General features: G+C 52.0%; 21 protein-coding genes and 1 tRNA gene. 5 read left to right on the plus strand and 17 right to left on the minus strand.

The annotated features are described in order from the left end of the window. Nucleotides 1-18: 18 nt before the first annotated feature. The 6 genes from AC27IT_RS20320 to rpoN all read right to left on the minus strand — a co-directional run bounded on the left by AC27IT_RS20320 (nucleotide 19) and on the right by rpoN (nucleotide 6,561). Nucleotides 19-1,203: a phosphoglycerate kinase gene (locus AC27IT_RS20320; protein WP_429781537.1), complete on the minus strand. Its 1,185-nt coding sequence runs from the start codon at nucleotides 1,201-1,203 to the stop codon at nucleotides 19-21. Nucleotides 1,204-1,299: 96 nt separating this feature from the next. Then, on the minus strand, nucleotides 1,300-2,304 hold the full coding sequence (gap, locus tag AC27IT_RS20325; RefSeq protein WP_221843250.1) for a type I glyceraldehyde-3-phosphate dehydrogenase: 1,005 nt from the start codon (nucleotides 2,302-2,304) through the stop codon (nucleotides 1,300-1,302). Nucleotides 2,305-2,324: 20 nt separating this feature from the next. Beyond that, entirely contained in the window at nucleotides 2,325-3,689 is a 1,365-nt protein-coding gene (locus tag AC27IT_RS20330) for a Na+/H+ antiporter NhaC family protein (RefSeq protein ID WP_429777230.1), read from the minus strand. Nucleotides 3,690-3,707: 18 nt separating this feature from the next. Continuing rightward, nucleotides 3,708-4,733: a sugar-binding transcriptional regulator gene (locus tag AC27IT_RS20335; RefSeq protein WP_005826928.1), complete on the minus strand. Its 1,026-nt coding sequence runs from the start codon at nucleotides 4,731-4,733 to the stop codon at nucleotides 3,708-3,710. A gap of 175 nt (nucleotides 4,734-4,908) precedes the next feature. Beyond that, nucleotides 4,909-5,181, minus strand: a complete 273-nt coding sequence (locus AC27IT_RS20340; RefSeq protein WP_005826926.1) for a glutaredoxin family protein — start codon at nucleotides 5,179-5,181, stop codon at nucleotides 4,909-4,911. A 6-nt stretch (nucleotides 5,182-5,187) separates the two neighbouring features. Then, nucleotides 5,188-6,561 carry an RNA polymerase factor sigma-54 gene (gene rpoN / locus AC27IT_RS20345; protein WP_007782190.1) on the minus strand — a complete coding sequence of 458 codons (1,374 nt, stop codon included), beginning with the start codon at nucleotides 6,559-6,561 and terminating at the stop codon, nucleotides 5,188-5,190. Nucleotides 6,562-6,783: 222 nt separating this feature from the next. Here rpoN and AC27IT_RS20350 point away from each other — a divergent pair. After that, nucleotides 6,784-6,858: transfer RNA gene (locus AC27IT_RS20350), tRNA-Arg, on the plus strand. 110 nt (nucleotides 6,859-6,968) lie between these two features. Here AC27IT_RS20350 and AC27IT_RS20355 read toward each other — a convergent pair. Then, a complete protein-coding gene (locus tag AC27IT_RS20355; protein WP_005826922.1) occupies nucleotides 6,969-7,121 on the minus strand; it encodes a hypothetical protein in 153 nt (50 codons plus the stop codon). A 199-nt stretch (nucleotides 7,122-7,320) separates the two neighbouring features. Here AC27IT_RS20355 and AC27IT_RS20360 point away from each other — a divergent pair, with 199 nt between their 5' ends. Continuing rightward, nucleotides 7,321-9,195 carry a PAS domain S-box protein gene (locus tag AC27IT_RS20360; protein WP_487092067.1) on the plus strand — a complete coding sequence of 625 codons (1,875 nt, stop codon included), beginning with the start codon at nucleotides 7,321-7,323 and terminating at the stop codon, nucleotides 9,193-9,195. 41 nt (nucleotides 9,196-9,236) lie between these two features. Next, the gene (locus AC27IT_RS20365) at nucleotides 9,237-9,374 is read left to right on the plus strand and encodes a DUF4023 domain-containing protein (RefSeq protein WP_005826919.1); all 138 of its coding nucleotides are present in this window, start codon (nucleotides 9,237-9,239) and stop codon (nucleotides 9,372-9,374) included. A 251-nt stretch (nucleotides 9,375-9,625) separates the two neighbouring features. On the opposite strand, the gene AC27IT_RS20370 is transcribed toward AC27IT_RS20365, so the two are convergent. Next, on the minus strand, nucleotides 9,626-10,840 hold the full coding sequence (locus tag AC27IT_RS20370) for a branched-chain amino acid ABC transporter substrate-binding protein (RefSeq protein WP_005826917.1): 1,215 nt from the start codon (nucleotides 10,838-10,840) through the stop codon (nucleotides 9,626-9,628). Between the two features lie 393 nt (nucleotides 10,841-11,233). Then, nucleotides 11,234-11,698 carry a stalk domain-containing protein gene (locus tag AC27IT_RS20375; protein ID WP_487092068.1) on the minus strand — a complete coding sequence of 155 codons (465 nt, stop codon included), beginning with the start codon at nucleotides 11,696-11,698 and terminating at the stop codon, nucleotides 11,234-11,236. A 220-nt stretch (nucleotides 11,699-11,918) separates the two neighbouring features. On the opposite strand from AC27IT_RS20375, the gene AC27IT_RS20380 reads away from it, so the two are divergent. Further along, nucleotides 11,919-12,140 carry a hypothetical protein gene (locus AC27IT_RS20380; RefSeq protein ID WP_005826913.1) on the plus strand — a complete coding sequence of 74 codons (222 nt, stop codon included), beginning with the start codon at nucleotides 11,919-11,921 and terminating at the stop codon, nucleotides 12,138-12,140. Between the two features lie 98 nt (nucleotides 12,141-12,238). Next, nucleotides 12,239-12,874, plus strand: coding sequence for an ATP-dependent Clp endopeptidase proteolytic subunit ClpP (gene clpP, locus AC27IT_RS20385; RefSeq protein ID WP_255320479.1), 636 nt, complete (start codon nucleotides 12,239-12,241; stop codon nucleotides 12,872-12,874). 191 nt (nucleotides 12,875-13,065) lie between these two features. Here the strand turns inward: clpP and AC27IT_RS20390 are convergent, their stop codons facing one another. The 8 genes from AC27IT_RS20390 to AC27IT_RS20425 all read right to left on the minus strand — a co-directional run bounded on the left by AC27IT_RS20390 (nucleotide 13,066) and on the right by AC27IT_RS20425 (nucleotide 19,724). After that, nucleotides 13,066-13,245, minus strand: coding sequence for an H-type small acid-soluble spore protein (locus AC27IT_RS20390; RefSeq protein WP_005826910.1), 180 nt, complete (start codon nucleotides 13,243-13,245; stop codon nucleotides 13,066-13,068). Between the two features lie 13 nt (nucleotides 13,246-13,258). Next, the gene (locus AC27IT_RS20395) at nucleotides 13,259-13,453 is read right to left on the minus strand and encodes a hypothetical protein (RefSeq protein ID WP_005826908.1); all 195 of its coding nucleotides are present in this window, start codon (nucleotides 13,451-13,453) and stop codon (nucleotides 13,259-13,261) included. A gap of 122 nt (nucleotides 13,454-13,575) precedes the next feature. Then, nucleotides 13,576-13,833, minus strand: a complete 258-nt coding sequence (locus AC27IT_RS20400; RefSeq protein WP_005826907.1) for an HPr family phosphocarrier protein — start codon at nucleotides 13,831-13,833, stop codon at nucleotides 13,576-13,578. A gap of 50 nt (nucleotides 13,834-13,883) precedes the next feature. Then, nucleotides 13,884-14,831 carry a DNA-binding protein WhiA gene (gene whiA, locus AC27IT_RS20405; protein WP_005826906.1) on the minus strand — a complete coding sequence of 316 codons (948 nt, stop codon included), beginning with the start codon at nucleotides 14,829-14,831 and terminating at the stop codon, nucleotides 13,884-13,886. A 9-nt stretch (nucleotides 14,832-14,840) separates the two neighbouring features. Continuing rightward, a complete protein-coding gene (locus AC27IT_RS20410; protein WP_025848983.1) occupies nucleotides 14,841-15,851 on the minus strand; it encodes a gluconeogenesis factor YvcK family protein in 1,011 nt (336 codons plus the stop codon). A gap of 85 nt (nucleotides 15,852-15,936) precedes the next feature. Beyond that, nucleotides 15,937-16,818, minus strand: coding sequence for an RNase adapter RapZ (rapZ, locus tag AC27IT_RS20415; RefSeq protein WP_007782163.1), 882 nt, complete (start codon nucleotides 16,816-16,818; stop codon nucleotides 15,937-15,939). Between the two features lie 237 nt (nucleotides 16,819-17,055). Beyond that, a complete protein-coding gene (gene trxB, locus AC27IT_RS20420) occupies nucleotides 17,056-18,039 on the minus strand; it encodes a thioredoxin-disulfide reductase (protein WP_255344297.1) in 984 nt (327 codons plus the stop codon). A 35-nt stretch (nucleotides 18,040-18,074) separates the two neighbouring features. Continuing rightward, nucleotides 18,075-19,724 (minus strand): tetratricopeptide repeat protein, encoded by a 1,650-nt coding sequence (locus AC27IT_RS20425; protein WP_005826902.1) that lies wholly within the window; start codon nucleotides 19,722-19,724, stop codon nucleotides 18,075-18,077. Nucleotides 19,725-19,948: the final 224 nt, after the last annotated feature.

Here is a 19,948-nt window from a genome sequence, read left to right on the forward strand (position 1 = left end):
AACTCCCCCGCTTCGCTCTTATTCGTGATCTGCCAGCACAGCTACGCCTGGCAGCTCCTTGCCTTCCATAAATTCCAGCGACGCCCCGCCACCTGTAGAAATGTGGGTCATCTGCTCGGCTACGCCCGCTTTTTCCACCGCAGCCACGGAGTCTCCGCCGCCGATGATGGTCGTACCCGCGCACGCTTCCATCGCTTTGGCGACGCCGATTGTGCCTTCTGCAAAAGCGTCCATTTCAAACACGCCCATCGGTCCGTTCCAAACGACCGTTTTGGACTCGACAATCACGCTACGGTATTGTTCCACTGTTTTTGGCCCGATATCGAGCGCCATCCAGCCATCCGGAATCGCATCGCTGGAAACGACTTTTTTCTCCGCGTCAGCCGCAAAGCGGTCTGCCACAACGACGTCGACTGGCATCAGCAGCTCGACGCCGCGCTCTTTTGCCTGCTCCATCAAGCTACGAGCCAGATCGAGCTTGTCATCCTCGCACAGCGATGCGCCGATGCCATAGCCTTGTGCCTTGAGGAATGTATTTGCCATGCCGCCGCCGATAATCAAGTGGTCAACCTTGGTCAACAAGTTCTCAATCACAGCAATTTTATCTTTTACTTTTGCGCCGCCGACGATTGCCGTAAATGGACGCTCTGGCTTGGACAAGGCTCCGCCCAGGAAGCGAATTTCCTTTTCCATCAACAGCCCCGCTACAGCCGGTATGTATTGGGCAATTCCCGCTGTGGAAGCGTGTGCCCGGTGTGCTGCCCCAAAAGCGTCATTGACAAACAGATCGGCCAGCGCCGCAAAGCTTTTTGCCAGTTCCGGATCGTTCTTTTCTTCTCCCGCATGGAAGCGCACGTTTTCGAGCAGGATCACGTCTCCGTTTTCCATGCGCCCGACTGCCGCTTCTACGTCTGCCCCTATGGAATCATCCAGCTTGCGCACTTCCTTGTCCAAAAGCGAAGACAGGTGGGAAGCGACAGGAGTAAGACGCATCTCTTCCACTACTTGCCCCTTCGGACGGCCAAAATGGCTTGCCAGAATTACTTTGGCCCCTTTTTCCATCAGGAAACGGATAGTTGGCACAGCAGCGCGAATGCGAGTATCATCGGTAATTTTCCCGTCCTGCATCGGCACGTTAAAGTCGACACGGCAAAATACGCGCTTGCCTGCCAGCTCAACATCGCGGATAGATTTCTTGTTCATGAACGATCCTCCCAAATCATTGGCTTTTTATTCGGAAAAAACATATGGGAAAAGGGAGATTGCTCTCCCTTTTTCACAACAGTTCTATTTTACGTGTTAGAAGCCGCGCTGTGCAACAAAATGACACAAGTCTACGACACGATTGGAATAACCCCACTCGTTATCGTACCAGGAAACGACTTTCACCATGTTTCCTTCCAGGACCATCGTGGACAGCGCATCGATTGTGGAGGACGCCGGGTTGCCGTTGTAGTCGGAAGAGACGAGCGGAGCTTCGGAGTAGCCCAGGATGTTTTTCATCGGACCCTCTGCCGCTTCCTTCAGCGCGTTGTTGATCTCTTCTACCGTAACATCGGTTTTCAGCTCGGCTACCAGGTCGACAACCGACACGTTTGGAGTCGGTACGCGCATCGCGAAGCCGTTCAGCTTGCCTTTCAGCTCAGGCAGCACGAGTGCCACTGCTTTTGCTGCCCCTGTGGAGGTAGGGATAATGTTTTCCGCAGCAGCGCGGGCACGGCGCAAGTCTTTGTGCGGCAGGTCGAGAATTTGCTGGTCGTTGGTGTAGGAATGCACGGTGGTCATCAGACCGCGCACGATTCCGAACTTGTCGTTCAGCACTTTGGCAAACGGCGCCAGGCAGTTGGTTGTGCAGGAAGCGTTGGAGATGACGGTGTGCTTCGCCGGATCGTATTTGTCCTCGTTTACGCCCATGACGATCGTAATGTCTTCATTCGTAGCAGGAGCAGAAATGATGACTTTTTTCGCTCCGCCCTCCAGGTGCTTCGCCGCATCTTCGCGCTTGGTGAATCGGCCTGTAGACTCAACGACGATTTCTACTCCGTAGTCGGCCCATTTCAGTTGGGCAGGATCGCGCTCAGCGAGAACCTTGATTTCTTTTCCGCCCACGATCAGCGTGTTTTCGCCCGCTTCTACAGGCAGGTCCAGCACACCGTGCACGGAATCGTATTTGAGCAGATGAGCGAGCGTTTGCGCGTCAGTCAAATCGTTTACGGCTACGATTTCTACATTCGGATTGCTGAGTGCTGCGCGGAACACGTTGCGACCAATTCGTCCAAAACCGTTAATCCCTACTTTTACCATGAGAAAAAACCTCCTGCTCGTTAGCTAGCTTTATTCTTTGTGGCTATAAACCCACCTTCCGGCGAAAAGCCTCGGGTGGAGAGAATCGTGACAATCGGCAATACAATGCTGAAAAACACGAAGGGCAACGTCTGTACAGTAGGAACGCCGAGCGTCAAAGCCATCACCATCGACAGGCCGTTCCACGGGATCAGCACAGGCATGACAACCGTGGAGTCCAGCATCGTTTTGCCCAGCAGCTCGCGTCCGCCGGTCCATTGCGAGAACCGCTCGAGAAGCGTCGAGCCAAGCACCAGAATCGGAATGGTCTGGTTGCAACTGATAATGACGACCAAAAGTGACAACGCTGCCGCTTTTGCTACCAGTACGGTCGGATTTTTCGTATTGCCCATCAATTTGTCGACAATCGGAGTAAGTATGTTGGCCTGGTTCAAAATGCCGTTCAAAAAGCCTGCCAGGACAATCAGCAGCAGAACGTTCAAAATGGCAACCATCCCGCCGCCGTGCACAAGCTGATCGAGCGGTGTGCCCGAGTGCAGCTCGTATCCGTACAGCATGGCGGAAAAAAACGTCTTGGCGTCAAGCTGTCCGTGAATGCCCACCATGACGGCGCTGACCACGATTCCGTACAAAAGCGCGGTCACGGCCTTTACTCGCAGGGCGAAAGACCCGATCAGGACAATCAGCGGCAGCATGAGCAGCCAATCAATCGAAAAGTGACTGGTTAACAGCCCTTGATACATCTGAATCATTTCGCTGGAACCCGCCTGTGTGCGAAACAGGTCCATGACGAGAAAAAGCACGGCGCATATGCCTGTCGCAAGCATAGCAGGACGCCTTGTGTGTCTGTCCTGCGCTTCCGTCATCCCGACATTGGCGAGGACGAGCAGCCTGCTGCTGGAAATCGGCGAAAATCGCTCTCCCACCATCGCTCCAGAGATCAGCGCTCCACCTGCAATCGCTGGCGAAATGCCTGCGGCATGGGCGATCCCCATTAGCGATAGGCCGATGGTACTCAATGTGCCAACAGAGGTCCCGAGCAAACAACTGACCGCTCCTGTCAGCAAAAAGGAGAGAACAAACAAATAGTCGACGTTGACGATGGACAACCCGTAGTAAATGATCGCGGGTATGGTTCCTCCCATCATCAAAAGCGGAATCAACACGCCCACCAAGAAGAGGATCATGAGAACCGGCTTCGTCTTCTTGACGCCTTCCCAGCCAAACGAGAATTGCTGCTTCAAGGAATAGCCCAGTTTGCTCACACTAACCAGTGTGACCAGGATCGCAAAAACAATCCCCAGCGCAATCGGAAAACCGAGTGACAAACTGAGCACAATTCCTGCAATCATCGCCAGGATGGGCATAACCTGCGCCATAGACATACGATCAGCTTCCTTCCGTTACAATCGTGCGGACAACAAGGCTCTTGCAGCCCCTTCATCCGTAATGAGTACATTCTGACACGATTGTTTGGCAAAGGAAAGAATCGCTTTTGCCTTGCTTTCGCCCCCCGCTATGGAGAGTACCGTTTCAGCTTTGTGCACTTCCTCCAGTTGCAGCCCGATCGTCGGCATCCGGTGGACGATTTCGCCCGCTTCATTAAAGTAGTAGCCGAAGGACTCAGACACCGCCCCGGCTTCTGCCAAATCAGCGAGCTCCTCTTCCGAATAATTGCGGCGGCGAGCCATTGCGAGGGCGTCGCCGATGCCGTGCAGCACGATGCGCGTATCCCGCAAAAGCGAGAGCACATCTTGCACCTGCGGCTCCTTGAGCAGCGTCTGCAAGGCTTCCGGATGCAGGCGATCCGGCACGTGAAGCAGCCGGTAAGTAGCGCCAGTCTTTGCAGCCATGGCAGCGGCAAGCGAGTTGGCTTGCAGCTCCACTCTCTCGCCCAGGCCGCCGCGTGCGGGCACAAACTGCACATTTTTGAACGAAGCGGAAGGCGTCAAGTGGTTGGCTACGCTTGCGATGGAGGTGCCGCCTGTCACGGCGACAATATCTCCCTCCTGAACGACTTGCTTCAGCACTCTCGCTCCTACGCGCCCCAGCTCATCCTTGACCCACGGCGACTGGTCTGCGTCGCCCTGCACCACGATCACTTCCGGGATGCCGAGCTTCTTTTGCAGACCTTCTGCCAAGTCTGTAAGGCCAAACAGTTCGCCTACGAGCGGCTCCATGTCATCCAGCACCTGCTGCCCCTCTCCGCTCAGGTGCATCCCTGCGGCGGTAACCGTCAACAGCCCTGTCTCCTTCAACAGCTCGACTTCCGCCCGCAAAATACGCTCTGTCGTATTCATCGCTTGCGCAAGCCCTCTGCGTCCGATCGGCTGCAAGTGGTAGATCGACCGGAGCAGCATATACCTCTCGCGCAAGACCTGAGTCAGATCAGGCAGCAGCTTTTGCTGCAGTTCCAGTAATCGTCGCATGTGCTTACATCCTTGGCTGTAAAATTGATCGGGACGTTTTTTGTCCCTATATATACATTTTTTGTCCCGATTGGTGCAAAAAAAGATCACTTGCTACACCTTGAATGTAGCATATCGGCGAAAAACATGCAAGCTCCCCCTAGCCCAATCTTGGCAGGGGGAGCTTTTCTTCCATTCAACTGGTCAACTGGCGCTTCCGAAACTCAGCCCGCAGCTCCTCGATCGTCACTACATGCGTAATCGAACGGAACACTACTTCTCCGTCGATCGCCACTACCGGAATCACCAGCATCATTTCTTCGTGAAGCTGTGCGTCGCTCTCAATGTCCACGATGTGCAGTTGCAACGGAAACTCTTCCGCCAGACTGCGGATGGCAAGCTCCACATCGTCGCACAAATGGCATTTTTTCCGTCCGTACAGGACGACCTCAAGCTGCTTGTTGTTCATTGTCGTTTAAAACCTCTTTCGTTTTGCAGAGGACGGGATCAGCATTTCTTCGCGGTACTTGGCGACCGTGCGACGAGAAATTTCGATTCCTTCCGCAAGCAGCATTTCCCCCAGCTTCTGGTCAGACAGCGGCGCCTTGCGATCCTCCTGCTCAATCAACGCCTTGATTCTGCGTTTGACGCTCTCCGAGGATGTCGCAGACCCGCTGGAAGTGGTGAGGGCGGAAGTAAAGAAGTATTTCAGCTCAAAAATGCCCCGCGGAGTCTGCACGTATTTGTTGCTGGTCGCACGGCTGATCGTCGATTCGTGCAAGCCGACCCGCTCGGCGATCTCCTTTTGCGTCATCGGCTTCAAGTAATGGATGCCGCGGTCGAAAAAGTCGCGCTGCATGTCCACGATCGCCTGGGTGACGCGCATCAGCGTCAGACGGCGCTGTTCCAGGCTTTTCGCCAGCCACATCGCAGCGTTAAGCTTGTCGTGGATAAACTGCTTCGCCTCTTCCTGGCTTTTTTGCTGACTAAGCATTTTCTCATAAAAGCTGTTGATTTTCAAACGCGGCGCCGCCACATCGTTGACGAGCACGACGTACTCGCTCCCGACCTTTTCCACCGTCACGTCCGGGATGACGTATCTCGTCTCCGCCTGGGAAAACTGGGCGCCGGGCCTTGGATTCAGCGTGCGGACCAAATCCGCCATCGTCTGCACTTCCTGCGGCGTGCAGCCCACTTTGTCGGCAATGCGCTGGTAGCGGTTGTCGGCGAGGTCTTGCAGATGGTTGCGCACGACCAGGACGATCTTTTCGTCGTCGAGGGCCAGGTGCTCCAACTGCAAGAGCAAACATTCCTCCAGACTACGCGCCGCCACGCCTACCGGATCAAAATGCTGCAACACCGACAGCACATCCTCAATCTCCGGCACGTCTACCCCGAGATTGCGGCTCGCTTCCTCCAGCGTAATTTCCAGATAGCCTTTTTCGTCCAAATTTCCGATCAAAAACAGTGCGATTCGCTTTTGCAGAGGCGAGAAGCCTTTTACATAGCCAAGCTGCCGCTCCAGATGCTCATACAAGTTTTCGTTGCCTTGCTGCACGTAATCCAGCGGGTTGTAAGTGCTTTCATTTTTTGCCGGAGAATAATCGCCTGTCGCGCGGTTTCCGACGATTTCCTTCCAGTCGATTTCCGGCGCCGGCTTTTCTGCTTTTGCCGTAGCCACTTCCGCTGCCACTTCCAGGTCAAATACAGGATTTTCGTTGGCCTGATCCTGCAAATAGGAGATCAGATCAACAGCAGAGTATTGCAATATAGTAATGGCCTGACGCAACTCCGGCGTCATCACAAGTTTCAGCGTCTGTTCCTGATACAAACCCAATCCCATGTTCATGAAGCTCGCCCCCTTCCCACTGCTTCTTGCGAATGTCTCTTTAATTTTCATTATATTCGTTCTCTCTTGCAATTTTCCTGCCAATTTTTGAAGAGCGTACACAAAAAATTGAGATTGCTTCCTGTTCACACTCATGAAAAAAAATCACACAAAATCTCGTTTTTCGTTTGCATTTTTCCCCGTGGATGACTTATAATTAATTAGTGTCACCCATTATATTGCACGCCTGTAGCTCAGTGGATAGAGCAATGGTCTCCGGAACCATGTGCGGGGGTTCGATTCCCTTCAGGCGTACCATACGAAAAAGACTGGATGCATTCCAGTCTTTTTTCTGTTTACAGCCCTGTTTTTCGCGCCAAAAAAGCCTACGCAGCGCCATCCTCGCCGCAGGCTTGATTTTTTCCGCTCTACTGATCCAGCTCTTTGCTCGCCGCGTCTTTCCCCGGCAGCGGATCAATCTGCTCCGGTTTCCGGGAATAAGCTTTATTCGTAACCAAAATCGTGGCCCCGATGATAAGAACAAACGTCAGGACAAGAACGATGATAAACCCCGTGCTCATGCATACACCCCCGCCAGTTTTTGCTCCCTACATTATAGCCTATTTTTTCGGCGCTTTTGAACCTTCAACCGTTTACCAACGATAAAGTACCAGCCAATCCCACTATATTCTAATTTTGGCGATAGGAAAACACCGTCAACAACACGAATACTATCTCGACACGACTATCCAAATAATTGAACCGCAAGGCAGGATTTTTATGACAGATCAGCTAAAGCCCACGTTTACGTGGAAAAAGAAGCATGTTCCGCGCCAGATGACGAGTCTCCTCTTTCCCGACCAGATTTTGAAAGCGTTTTTTCACTATACGACAGATGCCATCTCCATCAGCAACATGGACAACCGCATCGTGCTGGTCAATCAAGCGTTTGAGCAATATTACGGGTGGTCGCTGGAGGAGCTTGACGCTTCTCCGTACTGTTTTATCCCGGACGAGCTCGTCAACGAAACGAGACAACTGTTTGACGCCGTCAGGAGCATGGGCGTTCATTTGACCAACTACGAGACGGTGCGAAAGCGCAAAGACGGGACACTCGTAGAAGTTACGCTGTCCGCAACCCCCATCCGGGACGAAAATGGCACCATTATCGCGGCCTCCTGCGTCACGCGCGATATCTCCGACCGCAAGCGGATCGAAAAAGCGCTGCGCCAGACCGAAACCAAGTATCGGCTGTTGATTGACCATACCCAGGACCTTGTGACGATTTTCGACGAGACGCTGCAGCGGATATACGTCTCTCCATCCATCGAGCAGCAGCTCGGCTACTCGCCTGCCGAGCTCGTCTCTCCGGGCAGCCTGGAAATCACTCATCCCGAAGACTTCCCTCTGCTCCTGGCCAAACAGCGGGAAATTTTCCAAACCAAACAGCCCGTCTTCCTCGAGCTTCGTTACCGGCATAAAAACGGCGCGTGGATCTCCTTCGAGACGCGCGGCATTCCCATGGTCCAGGAAGACGGGACCGTCAAAAACATCATGTTTGTGTCCCGCAACGTCACGGAACGCAAAGTTTCCGAGGCGGCTTTGTCCCGCATCAAAAAGGAAAGCAAAATCATTGCCGAGCATACCGACGATTTGATTTTGATTACCGACAAGCATGGCGAGATCGTGCACCTCTCGCCTTCCTATGAGCGGGTCACAGGGACGAGCCAGCACGCCGGGCCAATGTGCTTCCAATGCGTTCACCCGGAAGACGTCGAGCGTGTCCGCGAGCAATTTCACGATCTGGTCCGGACGCTGGAGCCTCGCACCTGCGAATTTCGCTACCGGAGCGCGCATGGCGACTGGATCGTTCTGGAGGCAAAAGGCGCGCCGATTTTGACCGACTGCGGCGAGTGCGACGGCTTTATCATCGTGTCCCGCGACATTACCGAGCGCCGCAACAACGAGCTGCTGCTCCGCCAGGCCGAGAAGCTCTCGGTGATCGGCGAGCTGGCCGCGGGCATCGCGCACGAGATTCGCAATCCGCTCACTTCGCTGAAAGGCTTTATCCAGCTTTTGAAGCCGACGCTGAGCGAGCAACAAATGTACGCGGACATCATGCTCTCGGAGCTGGACCGGATCAACTTCATCGTCAGCGAGCTGCTCGTGCTTTCCAAGCCGCACAACGTCCAGATCAAGTCGCTTTCCCTCGTCTCCTTGCTGGAAAACGTCTTGACCTTGCTGGCATCGGAATCGAACCTGAAAAACATTCCGATTCACACGTCTTTTGAGTATGCCCCCGTTATTTCCGGCGAAGAAAACCAGTTGAAGCAAGTGTTTATCAACATCGTCAAAAATGCGCTCGAAGCGATTGACGGACACGGCGAGATCATGCTAGCCACCAGCGCAAAGGCCGATCAGGAGGTACTGATTACGATCGCGGACAACGGCTGCGGAATACCGGAAGAGCTGATTCCGAAGCTGGGCGATCCTTTTTTCACTACAAAGGAAAACGGAACCGGCCTGGGCCTGATGATTAGCAGCAAAATCATCAAAGACCACGGAGGCCACCTGGAAATCGCCAGCAAACGCAATGAGGGCACGACTGTAAAAATTACGCTCCCGATTGCGCACGAGCAAAAAGGGCCATCCTAAAAAGGCGTCAAGCCAAACAGCGTGGAAGATGGAGGTGCCCTATGGACTTTACCAAAATGAGCACGAGCGAGTTCGTCGCCAAAATTCGCGAATCGCAGGCGAAAAATCTGAGAAGCCGCAAGCACCAAGGCTACGGCCACCCGGAAAAACGGCTGCCGAGCAAGCAAGGAATCTGGTAAGATCGCAAAAGCCCACCCAGGAGCGTCAAGCTCGCTTGGGTGGGCTTTTTGCTTTTCGCTTATTGCGGGTCTTGCTTGTTCAGGTTGCGATCTCGTTCGGACTTTTGCTTCTGGGTATCCTGGGTCTTGCTGCTGTGCCCTTGATTGCCGCCGTTTTTCGTATTGCGATTGTTTGACATGCGAATGCCTCCTTCTAGCTGGTCTTCGTGCCAAACGTAGTATGTCCCAAACGGCTCGTTCCTACCGACCGATTACTTCGCTTCGCCGATGTAAACTTTTTTCCCGTCTTCGTATTTGTACACGTAGACGGACGCGAACTCGTTGTCGCCTTTGTCGTTGAAGGTCACGTTTACGAATTTGCCTTTGTAGTCTTTTGTTTTGTGCACGGCTTCCAGCACTTGCTCACGGGTTGGCTTTTTGCCGCCGTTCGCTTTGATCGCTTCTTCCAGACCGTTGAGCATTACGCCCATGGAATCATAACCGAAAGATGTGAAGATCCCCACTTTGTTGCCAGTCGATTTTTCGAAGTCTTCGATCCATTTCTTGCCTTCTTCTGTAGCGCCTACGTCACCGACAGTCGAGGTGAAGACGACGTTGTTCGCATTTTCAGCGCCGGCGATTTTCACCAGGTCAGCGGAGTCGTAGCCGTCTCCACCCATGAAGATGCCTTTGAAGCCTTTTTCGCGCGCCTGCTTGACGATGATACCAGCATCGGAGTAGTAGCCGCCGAAGTAGATCATTTCCGGATTTTTCGACACGATCTGGTTGATGACCGCGCTGTAATCTTTCTCGCCTGCGGTTACGCCTTCGAAGCCGACGATTTGCACGCCGTCTGCTTCAAACTGCTTTTTCACTTCTTCCGCAAGACCTTGGCCGTAAGCAGCCTTGTCGTGCATGATGAACGCCGATTTTACACCGAGCTGGTTTTTCGCGTAGATGGCTGCCTTGGAGCCTTGCTGGTCATCACGCGCACAGATGCGGTGTACGATCTTTTTGCCTTGCTCAGTCAGGTCAGAACCTGTTGCGGATGGAGATACCATCACGAGCTTTTCTTGATCGTATTGGGCAGCGGCAGTAATCGAGGCACCAGTTGTTGCGTGGCCGACGACACCTACCACATCAGGGTTGGAAATCAACATTTGGGCGACGGCTACCCCTTGTTTCGGGTCAGCCTGGTCGTCTTGTGCGGAAAGCTGTACGTCAAAGCCGAGCGCCTTGAACGCCTCCTGCTTTTCCTTCAGGGCGTATTCCGCACCTGCTTTGGCTGTGCTTCCATAATCGGAATATTGGCCGGACATCGGACCGACTACGGCGATAACCAGCTTCTCCCCTGCTCCGCCGCCACTGGTGCTTCCGCCTCCGCTGTTCGATTGTGGGGCGCTGGATTGACCGCCGCCGCAACCTGCAAGCAATGTCCCCAGTGCTACCGTAGCAGCCAGAATTGACAGTGATTTCTGTTTTTTCATAGCAAAACATCCCCCTCTTTATTTACGAACAAACTATGATGCACTCTTTCATTGTAGGATATTTTAGAAAATTTGCAATAGAAATGATAATATTTCTCCTGTTTTATTACCTTGGTTTATATTTCCGTACAGTATATTTTCAGAAAATTAAATAAAAACAACCACATCCCGCAAGAGTGGTCGTTTTTATGGAAAAATATTATTACTCTTTGTATTTTTGGGAATACGCTTTGCACGTAACGTATATGGCCAATACTACAAAGCCAACCAGCATCGCTACACTGGCAAACGTGGTTCCTTGCATGAGTGTAAGTCCCCTCTCGATTGCGCCTGCTTTTTCTCTATTATACGAGAAGCGCGAAGGCAATCACAACGGAGGAATCATCCAAAAGGTTACGAATTGATCTCGGTTGTCAGCTTGTAGGTGAGTGTTTTCGCATCGTAAGTCACTTTGGCACTCAGCTCTTGTGCGATGTACACCAATGGTACCAGCACAGCTCCGGTAGTTGCACGCGGCGGGTTCGGCACGCGGATTTCCTTGCCGTTTTTGTAAGCAAACGTGCTGTTTTCATACATGCGCAGGCCGTACTTGTTATCTTTGGAAACCAGAAGCGATTTGGTCATGGTATCCCATGCTGCTGCGCCTCCGAGTGCCAATGCCAACGTACTTGCGTTTACATAAGCCACTCCGTTTTCAGTTACGATGTCTTGAGGAAACGGCAGCTCTTTGCCATTCAGCTCAACTTTGATTTTCAGTTGTTGCTGTGCAGGTGCCTGTTGGGCAAAAGCAGCAGTCGCTGCAACACTTCCTGTCAGCAAAGCGGCTGTAAGCATCAATGTGGAAAACTTGCGAAGCATACTAAACACCCCTCGATTTTTATGAAATGAATTCCAATTTTATCATTTTCTACACATATCTGCTTTTTCCTCTTTTTCATTCCATACTTTTCCTATGTTAACGAGACGCCAAATATGCCAAAACTATGGAAATCAGGCGTGATATCCCGCGAACAAATGTTTTTGTGCACAACCTGTTGATAAAACTGTGGATAACTTTGCTTGAACGGAGGAAGCTCTCATGGCGAGCGATCGTTTTTTTCTGATTTACCAGGAAGCCAGCGATGAAGAATGTTTGCTGACCATCCAGCCGTACAAAAATCAGCAGGAGCTGGCAGAGGCCATCAATCAGCTTTCGGCCAAGCAGGTGGAGGAATATACGATCATCAAGGGGAAAAAGATGAAGGCGACGCTCAAGCTGGCTGTCGACCTGACGGAAGCAGACGACGCGGAAGAAGAATGAATGCTTTCCTTTTGCCATAGGTTTAGGGAGAGGCAAAATGGCAAACATGGTAGTGAGGGCGTGCACTTATGTGTTTGACCTTCATTGACCTTTTGTGTATGATAATCTTACAAAGAGAGGAGGAAGACGAGATGCACATGAATTTGATTCCAACTGTCATTGAACAGACCAACCGCGGTGAACGTGCTTACGATATTTATTCGCGCCTGCTCAAAGACCGCATCATCTTTCTGGGAACCCCCATCAATGACACGGTAGCCAACATTGTGGTGGCCCAACTGTTGTTCCTTCAGGCGGAAGATCCGGAGAAAGACATTCATCTGTACATAAACAGTCCTGGCGGTTCCATCACTGCCGGAATGGCGATTTACGATACGATGCACTTCATCAAGCCAGACGTCTCCACCATTTGTATCGGAATGGCCGCTTCGATGGGCGCTTTCCTGCTCGCTGCCGGAACAAAAGGCAAACGCTATGCGCTGCCAAACAGCGAAGTGATGATTCACCAGCCATTGGGCGGTGCACAAGGTCAGGCAAGCGATATCGAAATCGCGGCGAAACGCATTTTGAAAATGCGCGACCACCTGAACACCATCCTGGCTGAGCGTACAGGACAGCCGCTGGAGCGCATCCAGAAGGATACGGATCGCGACAACTTCCTCTCTGCCCAAGAAGCAGTAGAGTACGGATTGATCGACAAAGTCATTACTTCCGAGCCTTCTTCGAAAAAGTAACGTCTGCGTCAAAAAACACTCGTGCCCATCGAATTGTTGGCACGAGTGTTTTTTTATAGGGCGCTGTATGTGCCTCGGTGGTCCCCTGTCGGCACGCCCTTATCATTCGCTGACAAAGCAGCCGTGAAAACGCCAGGACGTCCCGCGCTCGGCTTGCCAGCTACGCTTTTGTTTCGTTTGCGAGGGTAGACTTAGACTTCTTCCAACTGACTGACGTACACAGTCAAGCTGTTGCCGGGGTTTCTTTCCTGATGAATGCGCGCGGTAGACGTCTTCTCGTCGACTGCATCGATCCACACCGACTCGCCTTGGTATTCTACCTTGATTTTTTCAGGAGAATAAAGAATAGCCTGCGCTCTTGTCAGATCCATAGGTTCTTCCCTCTTATCGCTCGTCGTCTAAGGCTTGCTGCGCGGAGCTTGCCCCTGTCATCGTATCCACGCTCGTTTCCTCGATCAAGCCGTTCTGATCGGAAACGATTCCGCCGCCAAGTCCTTCATTTATCATCCGGTCGATGTCCATGTCGTATGCATCCCGACCTTCGTTGCAGCTATCCCGACACGTGTCACGATTGCTCATGAGTCATTCCTCCTTTATTGCGCTCTACATTGTTTAGCAATACCCTGCGCCACGCAAAATGATGCATGGACGCAAAAAAAGACACCCCCGATTAAGGGACAGTGTCTTTCGTCCATCGTTTTCTACTCTTCTTTGCTTACCAGATTGGAAAGGCTCGAAACTGCCTGGGAGGCATCCGGCCCTTCTGCCAAGATGGTAATCTCCGTTCCCGAGCTGATGGCGAGGCTCATGATACCCATGATGCTTTTCGCGTTGACCTTTTTGTTGCCTTTTTCTACGAATACTTCCGATACAAAACGGTTGGCCTCTTGTACGAAAAAGGCAGCCGGACGAGCCTGCAAACCGGTCTTCAACTGAACCACAACCTGCTGTTGAACCATGAATGGACCTCCTAACCTTGTAGACTATTATCCTTTAGTATATCATGCATCTACAACGAAAGATTTTGTTTTTCACGTATTTTGTCAGCGATTTCGTTAATTTTTCGCAAGCGGTGATTAATTCCCGATTTGCTGACAACTCCGCTTGGGACCATTTCCCCCAGTTCTTTCAAATTGATGTCGGGGTGTGCCACACGAAGTTCGGCTACCTCACGCAGACGTCTGGGCAAGTTCTCCAGCCCGATTTCCTGGTCGATGAGCTGAATGTTTTCCATTTGTCTTGTGGCAGCGTTTACCGTTTTGTTGATGTTGGCAATCTCGCAATTGTGCAAACGGTTCACAGAGTTGCGCATGTCCTTTACGATCCGGACGTCCTCAAAATACAACAGAGCCTGGTGTGCTCCGATCAGGCTCAAAAACTCCGTGATTTTCTCGCCTTCTTTAATGTAGAGGACGTACCCCTTTTTCCGCTCGATGCACTTGGCATTTAGTTTATACCGATTGGCGATCTTGGTCAATGCTTCGCAAAAATCCTGATAGGAGGTGAATATCTCCAGATGATAGCTGGATGCCTCCGGATGGTTGACCGAACCGCCTGCCAGAAAAGCACCGCGCAGGTAGGCAGCCCGGCAGCACGACTTTTTCACAATCTCGGGAGCGATCCCGGGTACGAACGACAGGCTGCTGTCCATGATCGCCAGGTCTTGCAAAATTTCATTGGCCTGGTTAGGTATTCGCACGATGTAGACGTTGTTCTTTTTCAGCCGCATCTTTTTGCGAACGAGCAGCTCGCAGTGCGTCTGAAACAGCTTTTTAATCAAGGTGTAAATCCTTCTGGCAATCGCCGCATTTTCCGTCGTCACATCCAGCACCAGGCGTCCTGCTCCGAACTGCAAGCTCCCGTTCATACGGATCAAGGCAGACAATTCGGCCTTGCTACAGCAGTCGGCGCCCTCCATCATGGTCAGTTCTTTTTTGGTATGCGCGGCGAATGACATCGAACCTCACTACTCCTTCTCTATCTTCAGCACCCTCCGTCTGCGCTTGACGAGTGAAACGACTTGCTTGCTCACGGCATGCGCATCGTGACGCAGGTAACCATCCTCAAATGTAACCAACGGCTTTGCGACAATATGCAAGCCGAGCTGACGCAGCTTTTTCAGGTCACAGGGGACAGGAGCCGCTCCTTTCTCCGCGTATTTTTCCAACACGTGGTTCGGCAGCTCGGCTGAATTGACAATGATCGTATCCAGAAATGATTCTTTTACATGATCGTACATGACCTGCACATGCTTCGAGGCGGTGAAACCGTCCGTCTCTCCTGGCTGTGTCATTACGTTGCAAATATAAATCTTCGGGGCCGTTGAGCGCTTGATCGCAGCAAACAGACCGCGCACCAGCAAATTGGGCAGTATGCTCGTGTACAAACTGCCCGGTCCAATCAAAATGGCATCCGCCTCAGCAATGGCCAAAAGCGCCTCGCTCAGCGGCACAGCGTCTGCCGGATCAAGGAAAACCCGTCTGATTTCCTTGCCTGTCAGCGGTATTTGGGATTCTCCGATCACGATTGAGCCATCCGTCATTTCGGCTTTCAGACGAATGGATTGCGTGGACGCAGGCAGCACATCTCCACGCACCGCCAAAACTCCGCTCAATGTTTTGACTGCGGTGACAAAATCTCCCGTGATTTCGTTCATTGCGGCAAGTAATAGATTTCCCAAATTATGCCCTGCTAATCCCGTGCCTGAGGAAAAACGGTACTGCATGACTTTTTCCATCAACGGCTCCGTATCGGCCAAAGCAGTCAGCACATTGCGAATATCTCCGGGCGGCAGCATATCCATTTCCTCGCGCAGACGTCCCGAGCTTCCCCCATCGTCTGCTACGGTTACAATCGCTGTAATATGCACCGGCTCATGCTTCAAACCGCGCAAAAGGACGGACAGACCCGTTCCTCCGCCAATGACGACAATTCGTAATGGCCTTGACTGCAGCCTCCCCATTCCCTTAGTAGGCATATGTCACCTCATTATTTCTGATACAAATAAACAGGTGGCGTTCTCTTGCGGATGACCTAACGTTTTTCTTCCTGCCATCCTATGCTCACTTGTTCTTTTCCATGTCTCGATGACTGACGCGGATGGTAAAATCTTTTCCGAAGGTCTGGCCCAGATGCTCTGCAATCGCGACCGAGCGGTGTTTTCCGCCCGTACAGCCGATTCCGATCACAAGCTGGCTTTTGCCTTCGCGCTGGTAATGAGGCAAGGTGTACGCCAAAAAGTCCGTCAGCTTCTCGATGAACTCTTTGGTTTCCTTGTGCTTCATCACGTAATCAGCCACCTCTGGATCGCATCCGGTCTTGGGCCGCAACTCGTCTACATAATGCGGATTCGGCAAAAACCGGACATCAAACATCAAGTCCGCGTCAATCGGCGTACCGTATTTAAAGCCAAACGACAATACATTGATCGTAAGGGGTGATCCTTGTTGTGCGTATTGGTTGATGATTTTTTCCCGAAGCTGCGCTGGCTTCATTTGACTCGTATCGATAATCTGATGCGCCCAGCCCTTCATTTCCTGCAACAGACGGCGCTCAGCATGAATTCCTTCCAGAGGGGAACCGTTCGGTGAAAGCGGATGTCTGCGACGAGTTTCCTTGTAACGGGAAACCAGCGTTTGGTCGTTCGCATCGAGGTAGAGGATGTGATACGACAATCCCTCCATCTGATCCAGGCTCTCGATCGTCACGGAGAGACTTTCGAAAAACTCCCGTCCACGCAAGTCGATCACCAAAGCGACACGCTCAATACTCCCGCCAGACTGTTTGACCAACTCGGCAAATTTGGGAATCAGTACTGGGGGCAGGTTGTCAACGCAAAAATAACCCAGGTCCTCCAAGCTTTGTACAGCAACTGTTTTTCCCGCACCTGACATTCCGGTAATAATCAGGAGATTAATGGCCTTGTCGTTTCCCAATTCCGTCACGCAACTCGCCTCCTACGATTCTGACAATAGCATACCATACTCGCGCCCCTATTCGCACCTTTTTGGGCGCTTCCCCACTTTTCCCAGCTTTCGTTTCAGCTCGCGAACAAGCTGTTTTTGGACAAAAAAAGATGCGCGACTGAAATGCCAGCCACGCAACAATGTTTATATAGATAAGGGGGTCAATTCATTGTCTTTATCTTACCCTTGAATTATTTCACTCATGTTACAAGCACGTTAAGAGATTGTGACATTTTGTTCCTTTAGCTTTTCGTTCAGCTCTTCCACGTAGTGTTGAGCCGATTGGGCCGCAATGGAACCGTCTCCGGTTGCTGTCACGACCTGGCGCAGCATTTTTTCCCGAACGTCACCGGCTGCGAACACGCCTTTTACTTTGGTGTGCATTTTTTCGTCGGTGAGGATGTACCCTGCGTCATTGGTAATGCCCAACGAACGCACGCTTTCAGTCAACGGGTCCATACCTACGTAGATGAACACGCCGTCTGTCGCAAACTCTCGCTGCTCGCCAGTCTTGGTGTTTTCCAGGAGGACGGACTGCACTTTGCCTTCTCCGCGAATTTCTTTTACAGCGGAATCCCAGATCACTTCGATCTTTTCGTTTTCAAAAGCGCGTTTTTGCAAGATTTTTTGCGCGCGGAACTGATCGCGACGGTGGACGATCGTCACTTTGGAAGCGAAGCGGGTAAGGAAAACGGCTTCCTCTACCGCGGAGTCGCCGCCGCCTACGACAACCAGCTCTTTGTTGCGGAAGAAAGCGCCATCGCACACAGCGCAGTAGGAAACGCCACGGCCGGACAGCTCTTTTTCCCCTGGCACTCCGAGCAAGCGATGCTCGGCACCTGTTGCAACGATTACCGCTTTGGCCAAGTATTCCTTGTCCCCAGTGATTACGCGTTTGTACGGTTCTTCATCGCGAATTTCCTTGATCTCGCCGTAGGCGTACTCTGCACCGAACTGCTGCGCATGCTCGAACATTTTGGTGGAGAGGTCAGGACCGAGAATGGAAGTGAAGCCTGGATAGTTTTCGATTTCCTCCGTATTGGCCATCTGGCCGCCAGGAATACCTCTCTCCAGCATCAGAGTGCTCATGTTGGCGCGGGAAGTATATACAGCAGCCGTCATACCAGCAGGGCCGGCTCCGGCGATGATAACGTCATAAACTTTTTGCTCGCTCATATCTGTTGCCTCCTCGTCTGACACGCTTCTTTTATTTAAAATTATTATAATGTAATAATCTATTTAAAATCAAGTGTCGACAATACTTTGACGCATTTTGCTACGGTTGCCGTGGAGATCCCGTATTTCTCGGCCAGATACGCTTGCGATTTTTTGTTGTTCCCTATTGTTCCGTATACATATTCTAATGCAGCGATCCATGCAACTGCTTTCCGCACTTGTACTTGGCTTTGTGCGTATTTCTGATGCTTTTCCCAGACGCGCAGGCACCATTCTCCGGCCTCTTGCTGTCCTTCTGCGAGCAGGTAGCGGTGAATCCCTTCTTCTACGCTCATCTCAGCCTGAACGGCACTGCTTTGGTGCCCTTTTACAGCCGATTTGGGCGCATCCTCGGGCATGGCCGCTCCCATGTCTGCCAGCGCCAGCAGAGCCAGCTTTTGCAGTTGGGGATTGTCGGTCTGGTAGTAAAATTGGCGAACAGCGTGCTCGGCCTCATCATCGCCAATCAACGACAAAGTTTGCAGAACGGCAAATTTGACTTCGTCGCGTCCATGCTGCAAGGCCCACAAAAGCGATGCGCGAATCATCGGATCGTTTTTGAAGTCCTCTACTCCGGTAAACGGCGCCTTTTCCCAGGACACGTCGCGTTGCGGCGGGTTGTACTGGTACGGAATCGGCTTTATAGTTTCCCCTTCTTGCTCGTTTTTTACCATCTGGATGTACTGGTCGGCAATTCCGGATTCCGGGTCCATCTGCTTGGCTTTTTGCCACCAGCGCAAAGCCTGGTCTTTTCGCCCGCTCAAGTACGCGGAGATCGCCGCATAGTGGTAGGTGCAGGCTTCGTGCGGACGGCCCGCCCGCAGCATCCGCTGGTAGTGGAAGTACGCCTCGTCATGCTGTCCAAGCACTCCCATGGTCGTTGCCAGCTTGTACGTGTTTTCCGGGTGAAACGGAACGACCTTTTTTAGCATGTCCATCAACGCCAGCAGTTCTACTGTATGGTTGTGATGGGAGAGCAAAACGGCGAGGTTGCACAGCGCATGCAAGTTGCCGTGCTCCTTCTCCAGCGTCTTGTCGATCGTCTCCATCGCTTTTTGGAAATCGCCCACATAGTAATAGGCGAGCGACAAGTTGTTCCAGGCCGGCAAAAAGTCGGGGTCGGCTTCCACGATTTCTTTCAATATATCCAGCGCTTCCAGGAAGCGGCCTTCCTCCAGACTGCGGCGTGCACGCTCATGCTTGCTGTACACATCCTCGTTTTCACTCGGCTGGAAGTGGCGCGGCGGCAAGTCCAGCTCGAAGTAAATGTAATCGAGCAGTTCTTCCGCTTCCTCGCGGTAATGCCCGTTGCCCGCCTCTTGCAGATAACGGACGGCCATTTCTTCTGCCATCTGGTAGTCTTCCAGATTGGCGTAGTTGTTCGCCATGTAGAAGTACACTTCTACCATGGACGGGTCCCATTTTTCTATAATCTCGTACAGGACTTCATTCGATGCTTCAAACTGTCCGGTTTCGGCGAGGGCACTGGCCAGGTGGCAATGGCATTCCACATTGGCAGGCTCCATCTCAACGGCGCGCCGAAACGACCGCAGTGCTTTTTCATAGTCGTACCGGTTCAAAAAGCGCATTCCCCGGTCGACAAAAAAAGCGGCATCTTGCTTGAAGTCGACGACAGTTGTTTTTTTCAAAATACTTTTGTTATGTTTCATAAAACCTCCAACATCATAGGAGCAGCACTTCAAGTATCGTACCAGAAGCGGTGCCAGCCTACAAGCTGACTCGACTTTTAAAGTGTGTATTTTACAGTTGAGACTCCCACGGCTAAAGCCGCAAGCCTTCCACCTTGCGGTGTACGGGTGGGATTCTTGAATGACTAAGCGTTCGCAGTCCATTTCTGTTTTGAACAGCCTTCAAGATGAGGGCATCTCATTGC

The sequence above is a fragment of the Brevibacillus sp. YAE8 genome (assembly GCF_057543335.1).